Below are 20,458 nucleotides of genomic sequence, written 5' to 3' on the forward strand. Positions count from 1 at the left end.
TGAACACCCACATCGTCTACAATGCCGGCCCATGAATGCCATCCCTGAAACCCCGCGCCGCGCCATCGTCGTCGGCGGCGGTCCCGCCGGCCTGATGGCCGCCGAAGTGCTGTCCGCCGGCGGCGTGCAGGTCGACCTGTACGACGCCATGCCCTCCGTCGGCCGCAAGTTCCTGCTGGCCGGCAAGGGCGGCATGAACATCACCCATTCGGAAGACTTCGAGGCCTTCGCCGGCCGCTACGGCAAGCGCCGCGTGGAGGTCGGGCAATGGCTGGACGGCTTCACGCCGCGGCAGGTGCGCGAGTGGATCCATGGCCTCGGCATCGATACCTTCGTCGGCAGCTCGGGCCGCGTATTCCCGACCGACATGAAGGCCGCGCCGCTGCTGCGCGCCTGGCTGCACCGGCTGCGTGAGGCCGGCGTGCGCTTCCACATGCGGCACCGCTGGCTGGGCTGGCGCGACGGCGGGCTCCTGTTCGCGGCCCCGGACGGCGAGCGGGTGGAGTCCGCCGATGCGGTGGTGCTGGCCATGGGCGGCGCCAGCTGGCCGCGCCTCGGCTCGGACGGCGCCTGGGCGCCGCTGCTGGGCGAACAGGGCGTCGAGGTGGCGCCGCTGGTGCCGATGAACTGCGGTTTCGAGACCGCCTGGAGCGAGCATTTCGCCGGCCGCTACGCCGGCGCGCCGCTCACCACGGTGGCGCTGGCGGCCGAGGATGGCGACGGGCGAAAGATCTATCGCAAGGGACAGTTCGTGATCACGGCCAGCGGCATCGAGGGTAGCCTGGTGTACACGCTGTCGGCGGCCATCCGCGACCGCATCCAGCGCGATGGCCGGACCACGGTCTGGATCGACCTGCTGCCCGACCACGATGCCGCGCGCGTGGCGGAGGAAGTGATGCGTCCGCGCGGTGCGAAGTCGATGTCCAGCCACCTGCAAAGCCGGTTGGGGATCAAGGGCGTGAAATCGGGCCTGCTGCACGAAGCCTTGCGCAAGGAAGAATATGCGGACCCGGCGCGGCTGGCGGCCGCCATCAAGGCCTTGCCGCTCACGCTGGAGCGTCCGCGCCCGATCGCGGAGGCGATCAGCAGCGGCGGCGGGGTGCGCTTCGAGGCGCTGGCCTCGCCGGCCGGCATGCTGCGCGCGCTGCCGGGCGTGTTCGTGGCCGGCGAGATGGTCGACTGGGAAGCGCCCACCGGCGGGTACCTGCTGACCGCCTGCTTCGGCAGCGGGCGGGCCGCCGGCCAGGGTGCGCTGGACTGGATGAAAGGCGGCGCCTGATCAGTCCTGGAAGCTGACGCTGCCGCTGCCGTTGCGGCTGACTTCCCGGCGGTCGGGATTGCCGAACACGGTGATGCTGCCGCTGCCGGTCATTTCCACGTTTACGCGCTTGCTGGCGTAGACCGCGCTGCTGCCGGAGCCGTGGTGGGCCAGGTCGACGTCGGCGGCGCGCAGGTGGCGGGCGTCGAGTTCGCCGGCGCCGGCGACTTCCGCATGCAGTTCGCGCGCGCCGCCCACCAGGGTCATGTGGCCGGTGCCCTTGACGTCGGCCGTCACCCGGTCGGCATTGCCGCCGGTGATGTCGATGTCGCCGCTGCCGAGCAGGCTGGCGTCGATCTCGCGGTAGCGGCCGTTGAAGCGCAGGCCGGCCGAGCCGTTGACGTTCAGTTCGATGCGGTCGCCCGAGAAGCCGCTGACCGTGTGCTGGCCGTTGCCGCCGAGGGTCAGGTGCTCGAGTGTCGGCAGCACGAGGGTGACTTCGAGCGGCTGGCGGTGGCGCAGCAGGATGCCGCGCGGGCCGATGTGCAGGGTATTGCCGTCCACCGTGGTGTCGACGTTGGCCAGCAGGCGCTGTTCGCCGCGCACTTCGAGCGAGGCCGAGGTGCCCTGGCGCAGGATCAGGTTGATCGGCCCGCTCACGTCGACCTCGCCGATGCTGGCGCCGAGCGTGCGTTTTTCGGTGGCGACCAGGCGGCTGCCCGGGCTGGCGGCGCCGCCGCTGTTGCCCTGGGCCCGCAGCATGCTCCAGGAAGCGCCGATCAGCAGCAGGGCCAGCAGCAGCAGGGCGAATCCGGTCTTGATCAATGCGCGCATGGGTCTCCTCGCTCTCTCAATGTCCCTTGAGCAGGGAGAAATTCATCTGGACGTAGCGCTTGATGCCTTGCGCCGTGAAGCGCGTCGCCACCAGCGACAGCAGGAACAGCGCGATCCCGCCCAGCACCATGCCGAAGCCGAACAGGGTCTGGGTGGTGCGCGAGTCGGCGTCCATGTCGGTCGTGATATGCAGGCTGTTGCCGGCCACGACTTCGGCGCCGCGGCGCAGGCGCGAGCCGCTGGCCTTGCCCTCGTCGTCATTGCCGGCGTCGGCGCCTTCCTCGTGGACGTGGATGCCGGTATCGTCGATCCGCACCCGGATCTGCCGGCGGTCCGGATCTTCGTCGCCGATCTGCACGTAGCGGGTCGGCAGGTCGAGCAGCAGTTCGCTGTTGCCGGCCAGGCCGCTGGCGGTGATGGCGATGCCGCTCAGGTAGAAGGCCAGGGCGCACACATACAGCGCGAACAGCAGGGCCGAATACACCATCGCCGGCACGATCATGAACAGGTTGAAGATCGCGAGGCCGGCGCCGGACACCAGCACCCGCAGCACCCCGACCGGATTGCGCTTTTCCAGGACCGGACCCGGCCTGGCGGCGGCCTGGCCGGCAGCCGGGGGCGTGGATTGCGCGGTGGCCTGGGCGCCGAGTTGCGCACTATGGCTGCTGGCGCGCAAGGTCATCGCGATCCTGTTCGGGTCGTCGAGTTCGCGCGCGACGTCCTGTTCGCTGCGGCCGGTATTGACACCGTCGACGAAGCGCTGCTCGTAATAGCCGAGGGTCTTGGCTTGCACTTCGGGCGGCAGGCCCAGCATGGCGCGCTTCAGCAGCTCGAGGTATTCCAGTTTGCCCATCGCCTGCTCCACCTCAGTTCCGCGCCACCATCAGCATGGCATGGACGGCCGGATCGCTCGACGCGCCGAGGCCGGGTTGCACCAGGATGGCCGTTGCCACGACCACGAAGGCGAGCAGGAGCAGGGTACGCAGGGCCAGCAGGCTGTTCATTTGCAGATCCGATAACACTTGTGTCGATGCTGCCACTGTACCCATCCGGCCCGTGGAACGCCACGCATGTGCGACAGGATGCAGTTTTGACGGGGCAGGCTGCGCCTGGGGCCGATAACCGTAGCTCATGGCTTGATTCCCAGCGCCAGCCGGGCGGCGGCCAGGCCGCTGCGCGCCGCCGTCTCCAGGGTCGCCGGATAGTCGCCGGCGGTATAGTCGCCGGCCAATACCAGGCCCGGCAGGCCGGTGGCGTTGGCCGGACGTAGCAGGCCCGGAGTGCAGGCGAAGGTGGCGCGCTTCTCCGTCAATACGCGGCTCCAGTGCGGCTGCGCCAGGGCGGGCCGGTCGAAAGCGCTCGCCAGTTGCGCCGCGACGGCCTGGGCCAGGGCATCCTGGTCGAGGGCCGCCGCCTCGGCCGCCGTACTGACGACCACCGCCAGCAGGCCGTCCTGGCCGGGATCGAGCTGGCCGCGGTCGAAGGCGAACTGGCCCCAGGCCCCGTGCGCCGGGTCGTCGAGCAGGGCGCAGAAGGGCAGCGGCAGGCGCTGGCCGGCCTCATATTGCAGGTAGACCGTCGAAATCGGCTCGTAGTCGAAGGCCTCGAGTTGGGCCGCCAGCGTTTCGGCGCCGGCCAGGGGCCGCAGCAGGACCGCGCTCTGCCAGGCCGGGGTGGCCAGCACCATGGCGTCGAAGCGTGAGGAATCGGCGCCGCTTGCGACCTGCCAGCCCTCGTCCGCCGGCGCGATGGCGTCGACCCGGGCTCCGCACAGGACCCGTCCGCCGCGCTCTTCGATATAGCCTTGCGCGGCCTGGGGAAAGAGGGCATCCAGCATCACCCTCGGGATCAGCATGTCCGAGGCCTTGCGATTGGCGCCCAGGCTGTCTCGCAACACCGCCAGGAAGACCTTGGCGGAAGCCCGCTCGATCGGCGTGTTCAGGGCCGCCAGGCACAGCGGCCGCCACATCAGGCGGGTCAGGCGCGCGGTCTGGCCGAAGCGCTCCAGCAGTTCGGCCACGCTGCAGTCGGTGTTCAGGCCCCACTGCATCCAGCGCGCGCTGGTGCTGAAGCGCGCCAGCGCCAGCTTGTCGTCGCGGTCCAGGCCTTTCGCGCGCAACAGCGCCAGCAGCATGTGCAGCGGCGCCGGCAGGGGCGGGGCGACGAAGTCCAGCAGCCCGCTGCCGGGCGGATAGCGCATTTGCAGCGGCAGGCGCAGCAGCGCATCGCGCTCCGCGACGCCGACCCGGCGCAGCAGCGCCAGCGTCTGCGCATAGGCGCCCAGCATGATGTGCTGGCCGTTGTCGAGCAGGGCTTCCTTCGCCTGCACGGCACGGGCGCGGCCGCCCAGGGTGCGGGCGGCTTCGAACAGCGTGACCCGCGCGCCGCGCGACGCCAGTTCGACGCCGGCGGCGCAGCCGGCCCAGCCGCCGCCAATGACGGCAACGCGCGGACCGGCGGCAGCCTTCCGCTTATCCGCGGACATAGGTCTTCCACGCCAGCCACAGCTTGCGCAGCGGCGTGAGGGAGATGCGCTGGTTCAGGACCTTGAAGTCGTCGCGCTCGATCTCGTCGAGCACGGTGCGGTAGATCGCCGCCATCATCAGGCCGGGACGCTGGGCGCGCCGGTCTTCCTTCGGCAGCAGGGCGAAGGCTTCGTCGTAGATGGCGCGCGCACGGTCGGCCTGGAACTTCATCAGCGCCTCGAACTTCTCGTTGTGGCGGAAATTCAGGATGTCCGCGGCGGTCACGTTGAACTGCTGCAGTTCGTTGACCGGCAGGTAGATGCGGCCCTTGCGCGCGTCGTCGCCGACGTCGCGGATGATATTCGTCAGCTGGAACGCCAGGCCCAGCTTCTCGGCATACTGCAGGGTCCGGGGATTCGTGACGCCGAAGATGCTGGCCGACAGGATGCCGACCACGCCCGCCACATGCCAGCAGTATTTGCGCAGGCCGGCGTAATCGAGGTAGCGCGACTGGTCGAGGTCCATCTCCATGCCGTCGATGATGGCCTGCAGGTGCTGCTCCTGCAGATTGTAGGCGGCCAGGTGGGGCTGCAGCGCCTGGGTCACCGGGTGGGTCGGCGCGCCTTTATACATCGCGGACACTTCGGTGCGCCACCAGGCCAGCTTGATGCGCGCGACCGACTGGTCGTGGGTCTCGTCGACGGTGTCGTCGACCTCCCGGCAGAATGCATACAGCGCCGTGATCGCCCTGCGGCGCTCGGGCGGCAGGAACAGGAAGCTGTAGTAGAAGCTGGAGCCGCTTTGGACGGTCTTTTGTTGGCAGTAGTCGTCGGGAGACATAAATAATAGTGGTTGATGCCTGATGCTAGTCCGCTATTTTACATGCGGAACGCTCGCCACAGCAGTATCGCCCAGTCGAGCCGCCTGAGCTGGGGCCGGCGCCGGAACACATCGTAGTCGGCGCGCTCGATCCCTTCGAGGATCCGCAGCCCGCCCTGCACGACCAGGCGCAGCTCCCAGCCTATCCGTCCCGGCAGGCGGGTGGCCAGCGGCGCGCCCTCCAGCATCAGGGCGCGCGCCCGTTCGACCTCGAAGCGCATCAGGGCGCGCCAGGCGGGGCCGGTGTGGCCCCGGGCGATCTCTTCTTCGCCGATCTCGTGGCGGACCAGGTCTTCCTGCGGCAGGTAGATACGGCCTTTCTCGATGTCGATGCCGACGTCCTGCCAGAAGTTGATCAGCTGGAGGGCCGAGCAGACCGCATCCGATTCGCGCAGGCTGGACTCGTCCACGGTGCCGTAGAGGCCCAGCATCAGGCGCCCGACCGGATTCGCGGAGCGCCGGCAATAATCGAGCAGGGCTGTATAGTCGGGGTAGCGGGTGGTGACCACGTCCTGGCGGAAGGCGCTCAACAGGTCGCGCAGCGGCTGCAGGGGCAGGGCGTGGCGCCGCAGGGCGTCGGCCAGGCGCGCGAACATCGGCGTGGCGGGACGATCGCCGCGCTCGATGCCGTCCAGCGCGGCATCGTAGGCATCCAGCGCGGCAAGACGCTCGGCCGGCGCGGCATCGCCTTCGTCGGCGATGTCGTCCGCGCTGCGCGCGAAGGCGTAGATCGCCTCGATCGCCGGCACCAGGCGGCGCGGCAGCAGGATGGAAGCGACAGGAAAGTTTTCGTAATGGTCTATGGGCATGGGGCGGACATCGAGAACTGACTCTAACGTCATTTACTGGCTGTGTTTGCATGATTATAATTGTTGCGCTTTAAGACAAGAATATTGCCGCCCTCGCCGCGGCCTTCCCCCGAGAGGAAACCACCGTGCAAGTACTCCGCATTCCCGTTCCGCGCACCCTGATCGCCGCTGCCCTCGCCCTGTCCCTGCTGGCCGCCTGCTCGAAGGATGCGCCGCCTCCCGAGGACGTGCGTCCGGTGCGGGTGCTGACCCTGGCTGCCGGCGGCGTGCAGGACAGCGCCGAATTTTCCGGCGACGTGCGGCCGCGCTACGAGTCGCGCCTCGGCTTCCGGGTCGGCGGCAAGATCAGCGCGCGCAAGGTGGACGTTGGCACCAGCGTCAAGCGCGGCACCGTCCTGATGCAGCTCGATCCCCAGGACCTGCGTCTCGGCCAGGCCCAGGCCCAGGCCAATCTGCGCGCGGCCCAGACCAATGCCGAACTGGCGCGTGCGGAGCTGAAGCGTTACCAGGATCTGCGCAGCCAGAATTTCGTCAGCCAGGCCGTGCTCGACCAGAAGGTCGCGGCGGCCCATTCCAGCCAGGCCAGCGCAGAAGCCGCGCGCGCCCTGCTGCGCGAGCAGGCCAACCAGACCGGCTATGCGAGCCTGGTGTCGGATGTCGACGGCGTGGTGACCGGCATCGATGCCGAAGTCGGCCAGGTGGTGCAAGCCGGCACGCCGGTGGTGCGGGTCGCGCGCACCGACGAGAAGGAAGTCGTGATCGGGGTGCCGGAAGACCAGGTCGAGCAGCTGCGCCACATGGGCCAGGTGAAGGTGCGCCTGTGGGCCGATCCCGATCGCAGCATTCCCGGCACGATCCGCGAGGTGTCGCCGGTGGCCGATCCGGCGACCCGTACCTATACCGTGAAGGTGTCGATTCCGCCCAGCGAAGACGTGCGGCTGGGGATGACCGCCGTGGTCGAGCTGGTCCGCCAGGCCGGCGCGGCCGCCGGCACGCAATTGCGCGCGCCGCTCTCCGCGCTGGTGCAGAACCAGGGCGGCAGCGCCGTCTGGGTGATCGACAAGGCCAACGACGTACAGCAGGTCCGGCTGCAGCCGGTGCAGGTGGCCGGCGTGGCCGGCAACGACGTGCTGCTGAACGGCGGCGTGCGTCCCGGGCAGACCATCGTCACCGCCGGCGTCAACCTGCTGAAGAATGGCCAGAAGGTGAAGATCCTCACCGCGGACGTCGCGCGCCGCGCCGACGCGGAGCTTGAAGCGGCCGGTGGTGGAGCCCGCAAATGAGGGGATTCAACCTGTCGCGCTGGGCGCTGGAAAACATTCCGCTGACCCGCTACCTGATCGCCGTCCTGCTCCTGCTGGGCATCCTCAGCTACAACCAGCTGGGCCAGGACGAGGATCCTCCCTTCACCTTCCGCGCGATGGTGATCCAGGCCCGCTGGCCGGGCGCCACCGCCGTGCAGATGGCCCAGCAGGTGACGGACCCGCTGGAGCGCAAGCTGCAGGAAACGCCCTACGTCAACCGCATCCGCAGCTTTTCCAAGCCGGGCGAGACCACCATCATCCTGGAGCTGCGGGAATCGACGCCGCCATCGGCGGTGCCGCCGACCTGGTACCAGGTGCGCAAGAAGATCGGCGATATCGCCCTGACCCTGCCGCAGGGCGTGATCGGACCCTTCTTCAACGATGAATTCGGCGATACCTACGGCTCCATCTTCGCGCTGTCCGGCGACGGCTTCACCTACGCCGAGATGCGCGACTATGCCGACTTCGTGCGGCAGCAGCTGCTGGGCGTGCCGCTGGTCGCCAAGGTCGAGCAGTTCGGGGTGCAGCAGGAGAAGATCAACATCCTGTTCTCGCAGCAGAAGTTCGCCCAGCTGGGCGTGCCTTTCGATGCCATCGTCAACCAGATCGCGACCCAGAACGGGGTCGAGTCGGCCGGCGTGCTGGTGACGCCGGGCGAGAACCTGCAGGTGCGGGTCACCGGTGCCCTGAAGTCGCCGAAGCAGCTGGAGGACCTCAGCCTGCGCGCCGGGAACACCACTTTCCGCCTGGGCGACTTCGCCACCGTGCAGCGCGCCTACGAGGATCCGCCGCACGACAAGATGCGCTTCAACGGCAAGGAAGTGATCGGCCTGGGCGTGTCGATGGAGAAGGGCGGGAACATCATCCAGCTCGGCAAGGGCCTGGAGCAGACCGTGGCCCGCATCAAGTCCCAGCTGCCGGTCGGCATCGAGCTGGCGCGTGTGTCGAACCAGCCGGCCGCGGTCACGGCGTCCGTCAGTGAATTCATGCACACCCTGGTCGAAGCGGTGGTAATCGTGCTGGTCGTGTCCTTCCTGGCGCTGGGCCTGCACAGCAAGCCGCGCTGGCGCGTCGACGTGCGCCCCGGCCTGGTGGTGGCGCTGACGATTCCGCTGGTGCTGGCGATCACCTTCCTGTTCATGAACCTGCTCGATATCTCGCTGCACAAGGTGTCGCTGGGCGCGCTGATCATCGCCCTCGGCCTGCTGGTGGACGATGCCATCATCGCCGTCGAGATGATGGTGCGAAAGATGGAGGAGGGCATGTCGCGCTTCGAGGCGGCCACCTTCGCCTATACCTCGACCGCCTTCCCGATGCTGACCGGGACCCTGATCACCGCCGCCGGTTTCCTGCCGATCGGCCTGGCGAAATCCGCGGCCGGCGAATACACCTTCTCGATGTTCTCGGTGAATGCGCTGGCGCTGGTGATTTCCTGGGTCGTCGCGGTGACCTTCACGCCATACATCGGCTTCGTCCTGCTGAAGGTGCAGCCGCATCCGGCCGGCGAGCACGGCGGCCACGACGTCTTCGACACGCCCGGCTACGAGCGTTTCCGCCGCCTGGTGAGCCGCTGCGTGGAATGGCGCAAGACCACGATTGCGCTCTCGCTGGCGGTGTTCGCGCTGGGCGTGTTCGGCTTCAAGTTCATCGAGAAGCAGTTCTTCCCGGATTCCAGCCGCCCCGAGCTGATGGTCGAGATGTGGCTGCCGGAAGGCACCAGCTTTGCCGCCAACGAGGCGCTGGTGAAGAAGTTCGAGACCTGGGTCCGCCGCCAGCCCGAGCTGGAGAGCGTGACCAGCTATGTGGGCACCGGCAGCCCGCGCTTCTACTTGCCGCTGGACCAGATCTTCCCGCAGTCGAACGTCTCGCAGATGGTGGTGCTGCCGAAGGACACCCATATGCGCGAAGCCCTGATGCACAGGATCGAGGCAGTGCTGAAGACCGACTTTCCGGAAGTGCGGGGGCGGGTGAAGCTGCTGCCGAACGGGCCGCCGGTGCCGTATCCGGTGCAGTTCCTGGTTTCCGGTCCGGACATCGCCGTGGTGCGCGGCGTGGCCGACCAGGTCAAGGAGATCATGCGCGCGAATCCGAATGCGGTGGGCGTGAACGACAACTGGAACGAGTCGGTGAAGGTGCTGCGGCTCGACCTCGACCAGGACAAGCTGCGCGCCCTCGGCGTGACCAGCCAGGCGGTGCGCCGCACCGTCGCCACCGTGCTGTCCGGCACCACCATCGGCCAGTTCAGGGAGAGCAACCGCCTGATCGACATCGTGGTGCGCCAGCCGGTCGAGGAGCGTTCGACCATGTCGGTGCTGGCGAATGCGAATATCGCGACGCCGTCCGGCAAGCCGGTAACGCTGTCGCAGGTCGCGCGCATCGAGTTCGTGTGGGAGCCGGGCGTGGTATGGAGGGAAGGGCGCGAGTGGGCGATCATGGTGCAATCCGACGTGGTGCCCGGCATCCAGGGCGCGACGGTGTCGACCCAGGTCGGCGAGAAGCTGGCCGCGCTGCGCGCCAAACTGCCGGCCGGCTACAAAGTCACCCTGCGCGGCGCGGCGGCCGACAGTTCGGAAGCGGAGGCCTCGATCTCGGCCAACGTGCCTTTGGTGCTGTTCATCGTGTTCACCCTGCTGATGCTGCAGCTTCATAGCTTTTCCCGATCCGTGCTGGTGTTCCTGACCGGGCCATTGGGCGTGGCCGGCGCGGCGATGGCACTGCTGCTGCTGGGTCGCCCCTTCGGTTTCGTCGCCAACCTGGGTGTGATCGCGCTGTTCGGCATGATCATCCGGAATTCCGTGATCCTGGTCGACCAGATCGAGAAGGATATCGCCGCCGGAGCCGAAGCCTGGGATGCGATCGTCGAAGCGGCGGTGCGGCGCTGCCGTCCCATCCTCCTGACGGCGGCCGCGGCGGCGCTGGCGATGATTCCGCTGTCGCGTTCCGTATTCTGGGGGCCGATGGCGGTGGCGATCATGGGCGGCCTGCTGGTGGCGACCGCGCTGACCCTGCTGTTCCTGCCGGCGCTGTATGCCGCATGGTTCCGGGTGAAGAAGCCGGATTCGGCTCATCCGCACGGCAGAATGAAAAATCGCCCAATGGTGTCAGAAAATCCAGTAAAATAACTGGTTGAAGTTGTAGCCCCTAAACAGATGGAGTGCAGGGCGACCGGAAGTATCGTCGGGCGCCCTTTGTTTTTGCGGCAAGATGCAATCCTGAGCGAGGATGGCGAAATTGGTAGACGCACCAGGTTTAGGTCCTGACGCCAGCAATGGTGTGGGGGTTCGAGTCCCCCTCCTCGCACCACGAATAATTATTTTTTTGGACGATTTTTACAATGGCAACTGCAGTCGAAAACCTGGGTAAACTCGAGCGTCGCTTGACTCTCACTTTTCCGCTGAGCGACGTACGTACGGAAGTTGAAAAGCGCCTCAAGAAGCAGGCCAAGACCGCGCGTGCGCCGGGCTTCCGTCCGGGCAAGGTTCCTCTGAAAATGGTTGCGGCTCAGTACGGCTTCCAGATCGAATCTGACGTGCTGAACGACAAGGTTGGCCAGGCATTCGGCGAGGCCGCCGAAGAGAACCAGCTGCGCGTTGCCGGCATGCCGAAAATCGAGCCGAAGGAAGACGCACCGGAAGGCATGCTGGCCTTCGACGCCACTTTCGAAGTCTACCCGGAAGTGACCCTGCCGGACCTGGCGGGCATCGAAGTCGAGACCGTCAAGGCCGACGTTTCGGACGCCGAGATCGACAAGACCATCGACATCCTGCGCAAGCAGCGCGTGCACTTCCACACCAAGGGCGAAGCCGGTGAGCACGGCGACGGTGGTGAGCCTGTCGCAGCCAACGGCGACCGCGTGACCGTCGACTTCGTCGGCACCATCGACGGCGTCGAGTTCGCCGGCGGCAAGGCCGAGAACTACGCATTCGTGCTGGGCGAAGGCCGCATGCTGCCGGAATTCGAAGCCGCCACCGTCGGCCTGAAAGTGGGCGAGTCGAAGTCCTTCCCGCTGGCCTTCCCGGAGGACTACCATGGCAAGGACGTGGCAGGTAAAACCGCCGAGTTCACCATCACCCTGAAGAACCTGGAGTGGGCGCACCTGCCGGAAGTCGACGCCGAGTTCGCCAAGTCGCTGGGCATCGAAGACGGCAGCGTCGAAAAGATGCGCGAAGACATCAAGGTCAACCTGGAGCGTGAAGTCAACGCCCGCATCAAGGCCCGCAACAAGGAAGCCGTGATGGACGCCCTGGTCAAGGCCACCGAGATGGACGTGCCGAAGGTCATGATCGAGCAGGATTCGCAGCGCCTGGCCGAGCAGACCCGCCAGGACATGGCCCAGCGCGGCATGGACGTGAAGAGCCTGCCGTTCCCGGCCGACCTGTTCGCCACCAAGGCCGAGCGCCGCGTGCGCCTGGGCCTGATCCTGTCGCAGCTGGTGGGTGACAACAACCTCCAGGCTACCCAGGAGCAGGTGAAATCGCAGATCGAAGACTTCGCACAAAGCTACGAAGATCCGAAGGAAGTCCTGAAGTACTACTATAGCGATCGTCGTCGCCTGGGCGAGATCGAGGCTCTTGTATTGGAAGAAAACGTCGTTAACTATGTGCTTGGCAAGGCAAAGGTGACGGCCAAGGACATCGCCTTTGACGAGCTGATGGGCAGCGCGCCGCAAGCCTGAGCTTGGTTGTAAGCTTGAGGTGACGAGCCTTGCCAACCGGCGCCGTGTGCGCCGGTTGGCGTCTCTGAACATCTTCTTTAAGGAAAGTGACAGGTATGAATCGTAATCCTGCGTTGGATACACAAGCCCTCGGCCTCGTGCCGATGGTGATCGAGCAGAGCGGCCGCGGCGAGCGTGCCTACGACATCTATTCGCGCCTGCTGAAAGAGCGCGTGATTTTCCTGGTCGGCCCTGTCAACGACCAGATGGCCAACCTGATCGTGGCTCAGATGCTGTTCCTGGAGAGCGAGAATCCCGACAAGGATATTTCGCTCTACATTAACTCGCCGGGTGGTTCGGTGTCGGCCGGCCTGGCCATCTTCGACACGATGAATTTCATCAAGCCGGACGTGTCGACCCTGTGCACGGGCCTGGCTGCCTCGATGGGCGCCTTCCTGCTGGCCGCGGGCGCCAAGGGCAAGCGTTTCTCGCTGCCGAACTCGCGCGTCATGATCCACCAGCCGTCCGGTGGTTCGCAGGGCATGGCCTCGGACATCGAAATCCAGGCCAAGGAAATCCTGTACCTGCGCGAGCGCCTGGCACGCATCATGGCCGACAATACCGGCCAGACGATCGAGCAGATCCACAAGGACACCGACCGCGACCGCTTCATGTCGAGCGACGAAGCCGTGGAATATGGCCTGATTGACAAGGTCTTGACCAATCGCTCCTGAGCACCATAATAGGTGTTGCTGAAAGACGCCCGAGCGCAACAGCGTACCGGGCGTTCTTTTTTTATTTCAGGTAGCATGGAGAGGTGCGCACTTGTTGCGCCCCCGTATTAGCGTTATATTCGTAGCAATTCAACAGAAACCTGCCCCATGTCTGACAAAAAATCCTCTAGCGGCGAAAAACTCCTGTACTGCTCCTTCTGCGGCAAGAGCCAGCACGAGGTGAAGAAGCTCATCGCGGGACCGTCGGTCTTCATCTGCGACGAGTGCATCGACCTGTGCAACGACATCATCCGTGACGAGACTTCCAACGTCGAATCGGTGGCGGGCGCGAAGTCCGACCTGCCGACGCCGCACGAGATCGCCGAACTGCTCGACCAGTACGTGATCGGCCAGCAAACGGCCAAGCGCATCCTGTCGGTTGCCGTCTACAACCACTACAAGCGCCTCAAGCACCTCGGCAAGAAGGACGACATCGAGCTGTCCAAGAGCAATATCCTGCTGGTGGGCCCGACCGGTTCCGGCAAGACCCTGCTGGCGCAGACGCTGGCACGCATGCTGAACGTGCCTTTCGTCATTGCCGACGCGACCACGCTGACCGAAGCCGGCTATGTGGGCGAGGACGTCGAGAACATCATCCAGAAGCTGCTGCAGAGCTGCAATTACGAAGTCGAGAAAGCCCAGCGCGGCATCGTCTACATCGACGAGATCGACAAGATTTCCCGTAAATCCGACAATCCCTCGATCACCCGCGACGTCTCGGGCGAGGGCGTGCAGCAGGCCCTGCTGAAGCTGATCGAAGGCACCATGGCTTCGGTGCCACCGCAAGGCGGGCGCAAGCACCCGAACCAGGACTTCGTCCAGATCGACACGACCAATATCCTGTTCATCTGCGGCGGCGCCTTCGATGGCCTCGACAAGGTGATCCAGAACCGTTCGGAAAAGTCGGGCATCGGCTTCGGCGCCAACGTCAAGAGCCAGACCCAGCGCTCGGTCAGCGACGTGCTGATGGAAGCGGAACCGGAAGACCTGATCAAGTTCGGCCTGATTCCGGAGCTGGTGGGCCGTCTGCCGGTCGTCGCCACCCTGAGCGAACTGACCGAAGACGCGCTGATCCAGATCCTCGTCGAGCCGAAGAACGCCCTGATCAAGCAGTATTCGAAGCTGCTCGATATGGAAGGCGCGGAACTCGAAATCCGCCCGGCGGCCCTGCATGCGATCGCCAAGAGGGCGCTGGCGCGCAAGACCGGCGCACGCGGCCTGCGTTCGATTCTCGAACATGCGCTGCTGGACGTGATGTATGAACTGCCAAGCCAGCAAAATGTGGTGAAAGTCGTGATCGATGAAAATACGATCACGAACGGCGCGAAACCTTTGCTGATTTATAGCGAATCCGCAAAAGCCGCCGGCGAAAATTAAAAATTTCCGGACGCACACACAACAAAAGGTCTTGAAACGCTGATTCTTGGCGGTACAATCAATCTCAACAAAAGACCAGGCTTCAATCGAAAAGCCACTCGTGATTCCGGTCGCGTGGTGGCTTTTTTATTTTCAAAACTGGCTTTTGTCAGAACGGCTAAGTGTAAATAACTGTTGCGATAGAAAATTATTTTTCGGCCGCTCTTGTGAATTGACGGTGGACTCCCAACATCGTCAACACGCTTTTTATAAGGTATGCCATGACGACTACTAAATTTACTGAACAGATGACCTTGCCGCTGCTGCCGCTGCGCGACGTGGTCGTGTTTCCGCATATGGTGATACCTCTGTTCGTCGGCCGCCCGAAATCGATCAAGGCGCTCGAAGCCGCGATGGAACAGGGTAAGAGCATCATGCTCGCTGCCCAGAAAGCAGCTGCCAAGGACGAGCCCTCCGCCGCAGACATCTATGAAATCGGCTGCGTGGCCAATATTCTGCAAATGCTGAAGCTGCCCGACGGTACCGTGAAGGTGCTGGTCGAAGGCGCCCAGCGTGCCCGTATCAACCATATCACCGACGCGCCGAGCCATTTCGTGGCCGACCTGACCCCGATTAATTCCGAATCCGGCGACGATTCGGAAGTCGAGGCAATGCGCCGCGCGATCGTCCAGCAGTTCGACCAGTACGTCAAACTGAACAAGAAAATCCCGCCCGAGATCCTGGCTTCGCTGGCCGGTATCGACGACGCCGGCCGCTTGGCCGACACCGTTGCCGCCCACCTGCCGCTCAAGCTCGAGCAGAAGCAGGTCATCCTCGAGATCTTCAACGTCTCCAAGCGCCTGGAGCACCTGCTCGGCCAGCTGGAAGGCGAACTCGACATCCTGCAGGTGGAAAAGCGCATCCGCGGCCGCGTCAAGCGCCAGATGGAAAAATCGCAGCGCGAGTACTACCTGAACGAGCAGGTGAAAGCGATCCAGAAGGAACTGGGCGAAGGTGAAGACGGTGCCGACATCGAAGAGCTCGAGAAGAAGGTGATCGCAGCCAAGATGCCGAAGGAGGCCATGGAAAAGGCCCAGGCCGAGATCAAGAAGCTGAAGATGATGTCGCCGATGTCGGCCGAGGCCACCGTCGTGCGCAACTACATCGACACCCTGGTCGGCCTGCCGTGGAAAAAGAAATCCAAGGTCACCATCGACCTCGAGAAGGCCCAGCAGGTGCTGGAAGCCGATCACTACGGCCTCGACAAGATCAAGGAACGCATCCTCGAGTACCTCGCAGTGCAGCAGCGCGTCGACAAGCTGAAGGCGCCGATCCTGTGCTTCGTCGGTCCTCCGGGCGTGGGCAAGACCTCGCTGGGCGAATCGATCGCCCGCGCCACCAACCGCAAGTACGTGCGGATGGCGCTTGGCGGCGTGCGCGACGAGGCCGAGATCCGCGGTCACCGCCGCACCTACATCGGTTCGATGCCGGGCAAGGTGCTGCAGTCGCTGTCGAAGGTCGGCGTGCGCAACCCGCTGTTCCTGCTCGACGAGATCGATAAGATGGGCGCGGACTTCCGCGGCGACCCGTCGTCGGCATTGTTGGAGGTGCTGGACCCGGCGCAGAACCATACATTCTCCGACCACTACGTCGAAGTCGACTTCGACCTGTCGGACGTGATGTTCGTGGCGACCTCGAACTCCTTCAACATCCCGCCGGCGCTGCTGGACCGGATGGAGGTGATCCGCCTGTCGGGCTACACCGAAGACGAGAAAACCTCGATCGCCCAGCGCTACCTGCTGCCGAAGCAGATCAAGAACAACGGCCTGAAGGAAGAAGAGATCAAGGTCGAGGAATCGGCGATCCGCGACATCATCCGCTACTTCACTCGTGAAGCGGGCGTGCGTTCGCTCGAGCGCGAGATCTCGAAGATCTGCCGCAAGGTCGTCAAGATGCTGCTGCTGAAGAAGGACAACAAGCGCGTCATCGTCAACGGCAAGAACCTGGACAAGTTCCTGGGCGTGCGCCGCTTCGACTTCGGCGTGGCCGAGAAGGATAACCAGGTCGGTCAGGTGGCTGGCCTCGCATGGACCGAAGTGGGCGGCGACCTGCTGACCATCGAAGCCGTGCAGGTGCCGGGCAAGGGCGCCGTCATCCGTACCGGTACGCTGGGCGACGTGATGAAGGAATCGATCGAAGCGGCCCGCACCGTGGTGCGTTCGCGTGCTGCGCGCCTGGGCATCAAGAACGAGGTGTTCGAGAAGACCGACATCCACATCCACCTGCCGGAGGGTGCGACGCCGAAGGACGGTCCGTCCGCGGGTATCGGCCTGACGACTGCGCTGGTGTCGGTGTTCACCGGCATCCCGGTCCGCGCCGACGTGGCGATGACCGGCGAGATCACGCTGCGCGGCGAAGTTCTGCCGATCGGCGGCCTGAAGGAAAAACTGCTGGCGGCCCAGCGCGGCGGCATCAAGACCGTGCTGATCCCCGAGCAGAACGTGAAGGACCTGGCCGAGATCCCGGACAACGTCAAGAACAAGCTCGAGATCGTTCCGGTGCGCTGGATCGAGAAGGTGCTGGAAGTGGCGCTGGAACGCGAGCCCGAGCCGCTGGTCGACGTGCCGGCCGTGGCCAGCAGCCCGGTGGCGGCGACCGCCGAAGGGCAGGGCGGCGTGGTCAAGCACTAAAGCAGGTTAGCAGTCGCACCGTCGTACCGTCGTCCCCGCACGGGCGGGGACCCAAGTTTGTTTGCGTTACGATTGCGCATGCAGAACCTGGGTCCCCGCCTTCGCGGGGAGTTTTTTTGGGCAATGCCACAAAAAACAAAGTTTTGAATCTCTTCCGGCCGTTCGAGAGGCAACGTTGCTTGACACAAAGTATTCCCGCCTTGTCTAATACGCGCTTGCGGTTTTTTGCCGAATGTCTAACGAGGGAAAAGAAGTGAACAAAACTGAACTGATCGAAGAAATTGCGAAGTCCGCGGACCTGACCAAAGCCTCTGCGGCACGTGCCCTCGACGCGATGATCGACGCCGTGACCAACACCCTGAAAAACAAGGACAGCGTGACCCTGGTCGGCTTCGGCACCTTCACCGTCGGCGAGCGCGCTGCGCGTACCGGCCGCGACCCGCGCACCAAGGAAGCCATCAAGATCAAGGCTGCCAATGTCCCGAAATTTAAGGCTGGTAAAGCCCTGAAAGATGCAGTAAACTAATGCCTTCGCTGCGCTGAGCGCGGCGGAAAGTGTCGCCTTATTGCGTGGAGCGGTAGTTCAGTTGGTTAGAATACCGGCCTGTCACGCCGGGGGTCGCGGGTTCGAGCCCCGTCCGCTCCGCCACCAAAAAGACGATACGCATGCAGCACAGAATCTGGAGCGGTAGTTCAGTTGGTTAGAATACCGGCCTGTCACGCCGGGGGTCGCGGGTTCGAGCCCCGTCCGCTCCGCCAGAATCAGGTGTGAAAAAAAGGCGAACCACGGTTCGCCTTTTTTTTCGGCTTTTTGTAATCGCATTTTCAACCTTGATTGGCTGACCATGTTTGAATTTATCCGTACCCACCAGCGGCTGATGCAGTTTTTCCTGCTCCTGCTGATCCTGCCTTCGTTCGTGCTCGTCGGCGTCAGCCAGTATGAGAAGCGCGGCAGCAACGATGGCGTGGCCAGCGTCGACGGCCGCACCATCACGCAGCAGGAATGGGAAGCGGCGCAGCGCCGCCAGATCGACCAGGCCCGCGCCATGATGGGCCCGCGCTTCGACCAGAAGCTGTTCGAGACGCCGGAAGCGAAGCAGGAAGTCCTGGACGGCCTGGTCGCCGAGCGTGCGATCAGTGCCGAAGTGGCGCGTAGCCACCTGGCCGTCGGCAATGCCTCGCTGGCCAAGGCGATTCAGGAACAGACCGGCCTGCGCAAGCCGGACGGCAGCTTCGACCTCGACGCCTACAAGGCCTTCCTGACCTCCCAGGGCCTGACCGCCCAGGCCTTCGAGCAGCGCATCGGCTACCAGATGGCCGTGCAGCAGCTGGCCGAATCGGTGCAGGCAACGGCCTTCGCGCCGCGCTCGGTCGCCGGCCGCCTGTCGGACATCAACGACCAGCAGCGCGAGGTGCAGGAACTGCTGTTCCCGATCGCGAACTACGCGTCGCAGGTCAAGGTCACCGACGACATGATCAAGGCCTACTACGACAAGAACGCGACCCTGTTCCAGGTGCCGGAGCAGATCAAGGCCGAATACGTGGTGTTCAACGCCGATACCGTCGAGAAGCAGGTGAGCGTCAGCGACGCGGAAATCGCGGACGCCTACAACAAGAACAAGGCCCGCTTCGCCACCCCGGAAAAGCGCAGCGCCAGCCACATCCTGATCACCGTGCCGAAGGACGCCAAGCCGGCCGACGACGCCGCTGCCAAGGCCAAGGCGCAGGCCATCCTGGCTGAAGTCCAGAAGAACCCGAACGAGTTCGCGAAGTTCGCCAAGGCGCAGTCGCAGGACCCGGGCTCGGCGGAACTGGGCGGCGACCTCGGCGTGGTCGAGAAGGGCCTGTTCGACAAGCCGGTCGAAGATGCGATCTACAAGCTGAAGGAGGGCGAAGTCAGCGGCCTGGTGCGATCGAGCTTCGGTTACCACATCGTCAAGGTGACCAAAGTCGTGCCGTCCACCCAGAAGACCCTGGAAGAAGCCAAGCCGGAGATCGTTGCCGACCTGAAGAAGACCAAGCTGTCGAACAAGTATTCGGAACTGGCCGAGATCTTCTCGAATACCGTGTACGAGCAGTCGGACAGCCTGAAGCCGGTGGCCGACAAGCTGGGCCTGACTATCCAGACCGTCGAGGGCCTGACCCGTACGCCGAACCCGGCGCTCGGCAATGCGCCTGTCAACAACGACAAGTTCCTGAAGGCGATCTTCTCCCAGGACGCCATCGCCAACAAGCGCAACACCGAGGCGGTGGAAGTCGCGCCGAGCACCCTGGTGGCGGGTCGCGTGGTCGAGTTCAAGCCGGCCGCCAAGCGTCCGCTGGCCGAAGTGGCCGACCAGATCCGCCAGCGCGTGACCCAGGAAGAAGAACTGCGCCTGGCACGCCAGGTCGGCGAAGCCAAGCTGGCCGCGCTGAAGGCATCCGGCGACGCCGCCGGGTTCGGCGACGTGAAAGTCCTGTCGCGCACCATGACCACGGATCCGGGCATCAACCACGCCGCTGCGCTGGCCGTGCTGAAGGCCGACGTGAGCAAGCTCCCGGCCTATATCGGCGTCGAGCTGCCGGGCCAGGGTTATGGCATCTACCGCATCGGCAAGGTGACCATGCCGGCAAAACCGGACCAGGATCGCCGCAAGCAGGAAGCCGACTCGATCGCCCGCGCCATCGGCAATGCCGAGACCCACGGCTACATCGAGGCGCTGAAGAAGAAGGCCAAGGCCAAGCTGAACGTCAAGGCGGCCGACCTGGGGACCAGGTCCGAGTGATCGCCCAGGCGTAAAAAGAAAGCCCGGTTCGCTTGTGCGGCCGGGCTTTTTCTATGGCGCTGTTCGCGCCAAGTGTGGAATCTTTTCTGCAAGCCTGCGGTCCAACGTCGACCTGAACCGTTGACGGAGGCCCCATGCAGGCACGGCAGTTCGAACAGTTCCTGCAACGCCTGTCCAGCCTGACCCGGCGGCAACGCGACCGCCTGCTCGACCTGCTGCAATCGGCGGCCGGCCTCGACCGTGTACTCGAGATCGTCGAGCAACCCGCCACACCACTTTGCTGCCCGCACTGCCAGACCAACAATCCGTATCGTCACGGTCACGCGCACGGACTGCAGCGTTATCGCTGTTGCAGCTGCCATCGCACCTTCAATGCCCTCAGTGGCACGTCGCTGGCCCGGCTGCGCTACCGGCATTCGCGCGGGAGGTCGGGATTTCACATGAGGCTATCAACGCGAGCGCCGGCGAAAGAAAGCGCGGTGCGCTGCACATCCAGAACGTGAACGCCTATCACAGCCGGATGCGCACCTGGCTGCTGCCTTTTCGCGGCATCGCCAGCCGATACCTGAGCCACTACTTCGGCTGGCGCTGGGCGCTGCATGGCCAGCGTATTGCCTGCCCAGACGCCTTTTTGAGAGCGGCGCTGGGCAGATTCAACACTTAGCGCGAAC

At 64.7% G+C, this 20,458-nt stretch carries 15 protein-coding genes, 3 tRNA genes and 1 pseudogene; 13 read left to right on the forward strand and 6 right to left on the reverse strand.

Annotated features, from left to right (window positions below; translation table 11 throughout):
• Nucleotides 1–31: 31 nt before the first annotated feature.
• Nucleotides 32–1,279, forward strand: a complete 1,248-nt coding sequence (locus AC1DOP_RS14585) for a BaiN/RdsA family NAD(P)/FAD-dependent oxidoreductase (protein WP_442122131.1) — start codon at nt 32–34, stop codon at nt 1,277–1,279.
• On the opposite strand, the gene AC1DOP_RS14590 is transcribed toward AC1DOP_RS14585, so the two are convergent.
• The 6 genes from AC1DOP_RS14590 to hpnC form a co-directional block, all read right to left on the reverse strand.
• Nucleotides 1,280–2,092: a head GIN domain-containing protein gene (locus AC1DOP_RS14590; protein ID WP_442122132.1), complete on the reverse strand. Its 813-nt coding sequence runs from the start codon at nt 2,090–2,092 to the stop codon at nt 1,280–1,282. It lies immediately after the preceding gene.
• Nucleotides 2,093–2,108: 16 nt separating this feature from the next.
• Nucleotides 2,109–2,945 (reverse strand): DUF1700 domain-containing protein, encoded by an 837-nt coding sequence (locus tag AC1DOP_RS14595; protein ID WP_442122133.1) that lies wholly within the window; start codon nt 2,943–2,945, stop codon nt 2,109–2,111.
• Nucleotides 2,946–2,958: 13 nt separating this feature from the next.
• A complete protein-coding gene (locus AC1DOP_RS14600; RefSeq protein WP_442122134.1) occupies nt 2,959–3,096 on the reverse strand; it encodes a hypothetical protein in 138 nt (45 codons plus the stop codon).
• 125 nt (nt 3,097–3,221) lie between these two features.
• Nucleotides 3,222–4,577 carry a hydroxysqualene dehydroxylase HpnE gene (gene hpnE / locus AC1DOP_RS14605; protein ID WP_442122135.1) on the reverse strand — a complete coding sequence of 452 codons (1,356 nt, stop codon included), beginning with the start codon at nt 4,575–4,577 and terminating at the stop codon, nt 3,222–3,224.
• Complete coding sequence (hpnD, locus tag AC1DOP_RS14610; protein WP_477251911.1) at nt 4,564–5,397, reverse strand: presqualene diphosphate synthase HpnD; 834 nt, start codon at nt 5,395–5,397, stop codon at nt 4,564–4,566. The genes hpnE and hpnD overlap by 14 nt, the downstream gene beginning before the upstream one ends.
• 38 nt (nt 5,398–5,435) lie before the next feature.
• Nucleotides 5,436–6,245, reverse strand: coding sequence for a squalene synthase HpnC (hpnC, locus tag AC1DOP_RS14615; RefSeq protein ID WP_477251913.1), 810 nt, complete (start codon nt 6,243–6,245; stop codon nt 5,436–5,438).
• Between the two features lie 125 nt (nt 6,246–6,370).
• Between hpnC and AC1DOP_RS14620 the strand changes: the two genes are divergently transcribed.
• From AC1DOP_RS14620 to AC1DOP_RS14675, 12 genes and pseudogenes are all read left to right on the forward strand, one after another.
• Entirely contained in the window at nt 6,371–7,528 is a 1,158-nt protein-coding gene (locus tag AC1DOP_RS14620; protein WP_477251915.1) for an efflux RND transporter periplasmic adaptor subunit, read from the forward strand.
• Entirely contained in the window at nt 7,525–10,671 is a 3,147-nt protein-coding gene (locus AC1DOP_RS14625; protein WP_477251917.1) for an efflux RND transporter permease subunit, read from the forward strand. The genes AC1DOP_RS14620 and AC1DOP_RS14625 overlap by 4 nt, the downstream gene beginning before the upstream one ends.
• 94 nt (nt 10,672–10,765) lie before the next feature.
• Nucleotides 10,766–10,852: transfer RNA gene (locus tag AC1DOP_RS14630), tRNA-Leu, on the forward strand.
• A 31-nt stretch (nt 10,853–10,883) separates the two neighbouring features.
• Nucleotides 10,884–12,224, forward strand: a complete 1,341-nt coding sequence (tig, locus tag AC1DOP_RS14635; protein ID WP_442122139.1) for a trigger factor — start codon at nt 10,884–10,886, stop codon at nt 12,222–12,224.
• A gap of 95 nt (nt 12,225–12,319) precedes the next feature.
• Nucleotides 12,320–12,937 (forward strand): ATP-dependent Clp endopeptidase proteolytic subunit ClpP, encoded by a 618-nt coding sequence (clpP, locus tag AC1DOP_RS14640; protein ID WP_442122140.1) that lies wholly within the window; start codon nt 12,320–12,322, stop codon nt 12,935–12,937.
• Between the two features lie 147 nt (nt 12,938–13,084).
• Nucleotides 13,085–14,353 (forward strand): ATP-dependent Clp protease ATP-binding subunit ClpX, encoded by a 1,269-nt coding sequence (gene clpX, locus AC1DOP_RS14645; RefSeq protein WP_442122141.1) that lies wholly within the window; start codon nt 13,085–13,087, stop codon nt 14,351–14,353.
• A gap of 260 nt (nt 14,354–14,613) precedes the next feature.
• Complete coding sequence (gene lon / locus AC1DOP_RS14650) at nt 14,614–17,022, forward strand: endopeptidase La (protein ID WP_477251920.1); 2,409 nt, start codon at nt 14,614–14,616, stop codon at nt 17,020–17,022.
• Nucleotides 17,023–17,275: 253 nt separating this feature from the next.
• Nucleotides 17,276–17,548: an HU family DNA-binding protein gene (locus AC1DOP_RS14655; protein WP_442122143.1), complete on the forward strand. Its 273-nt coding sequence runs from the start codon at nt 17,276–17,278 to the stop codon at nt 17,546–17,548.
• Between the two features lie 46 nt (nt 17,549–17,594).
• Nucleotides 17,595–17,671: transfer RNA gene (locus AC1DOP_RS14660), tRNA-Asp, on the forward strand.
• Nucleotides 17,672–17,704: 33 nt separating this feature from the next.
• Nucleotides 17,705–17,781: transfer RNA gene (locus AC1DOP_RS14665), tRNA-Asp, on the forward strand.
• An 86-nt stretch (nt 17,782–17,867) separates the two neighbouring features.
• Complete coding sequence (locus tag AC1DOP_RS14670; protein WP_477251922.1) at nt 17,868–19,787, forward strand: SurA N-terminal domain-containing protein; 1,920 nt, start codon at nt 17,868–17,870, stop codon at nt 19,785–19,787.
• Between the two features lie 134 nt (nt 19,788–19,921).
• Nucleotides 19,922–20,451, forward strand: a pseudogene (locus AC1DOP_RS14675) (transposase).
• The last annotated feature ends 7 nt before the right edge of the window (nt 20,452–20,458 follow it).

Source organism: Massilia sp. 01N410, assembly GCF_056399665.1.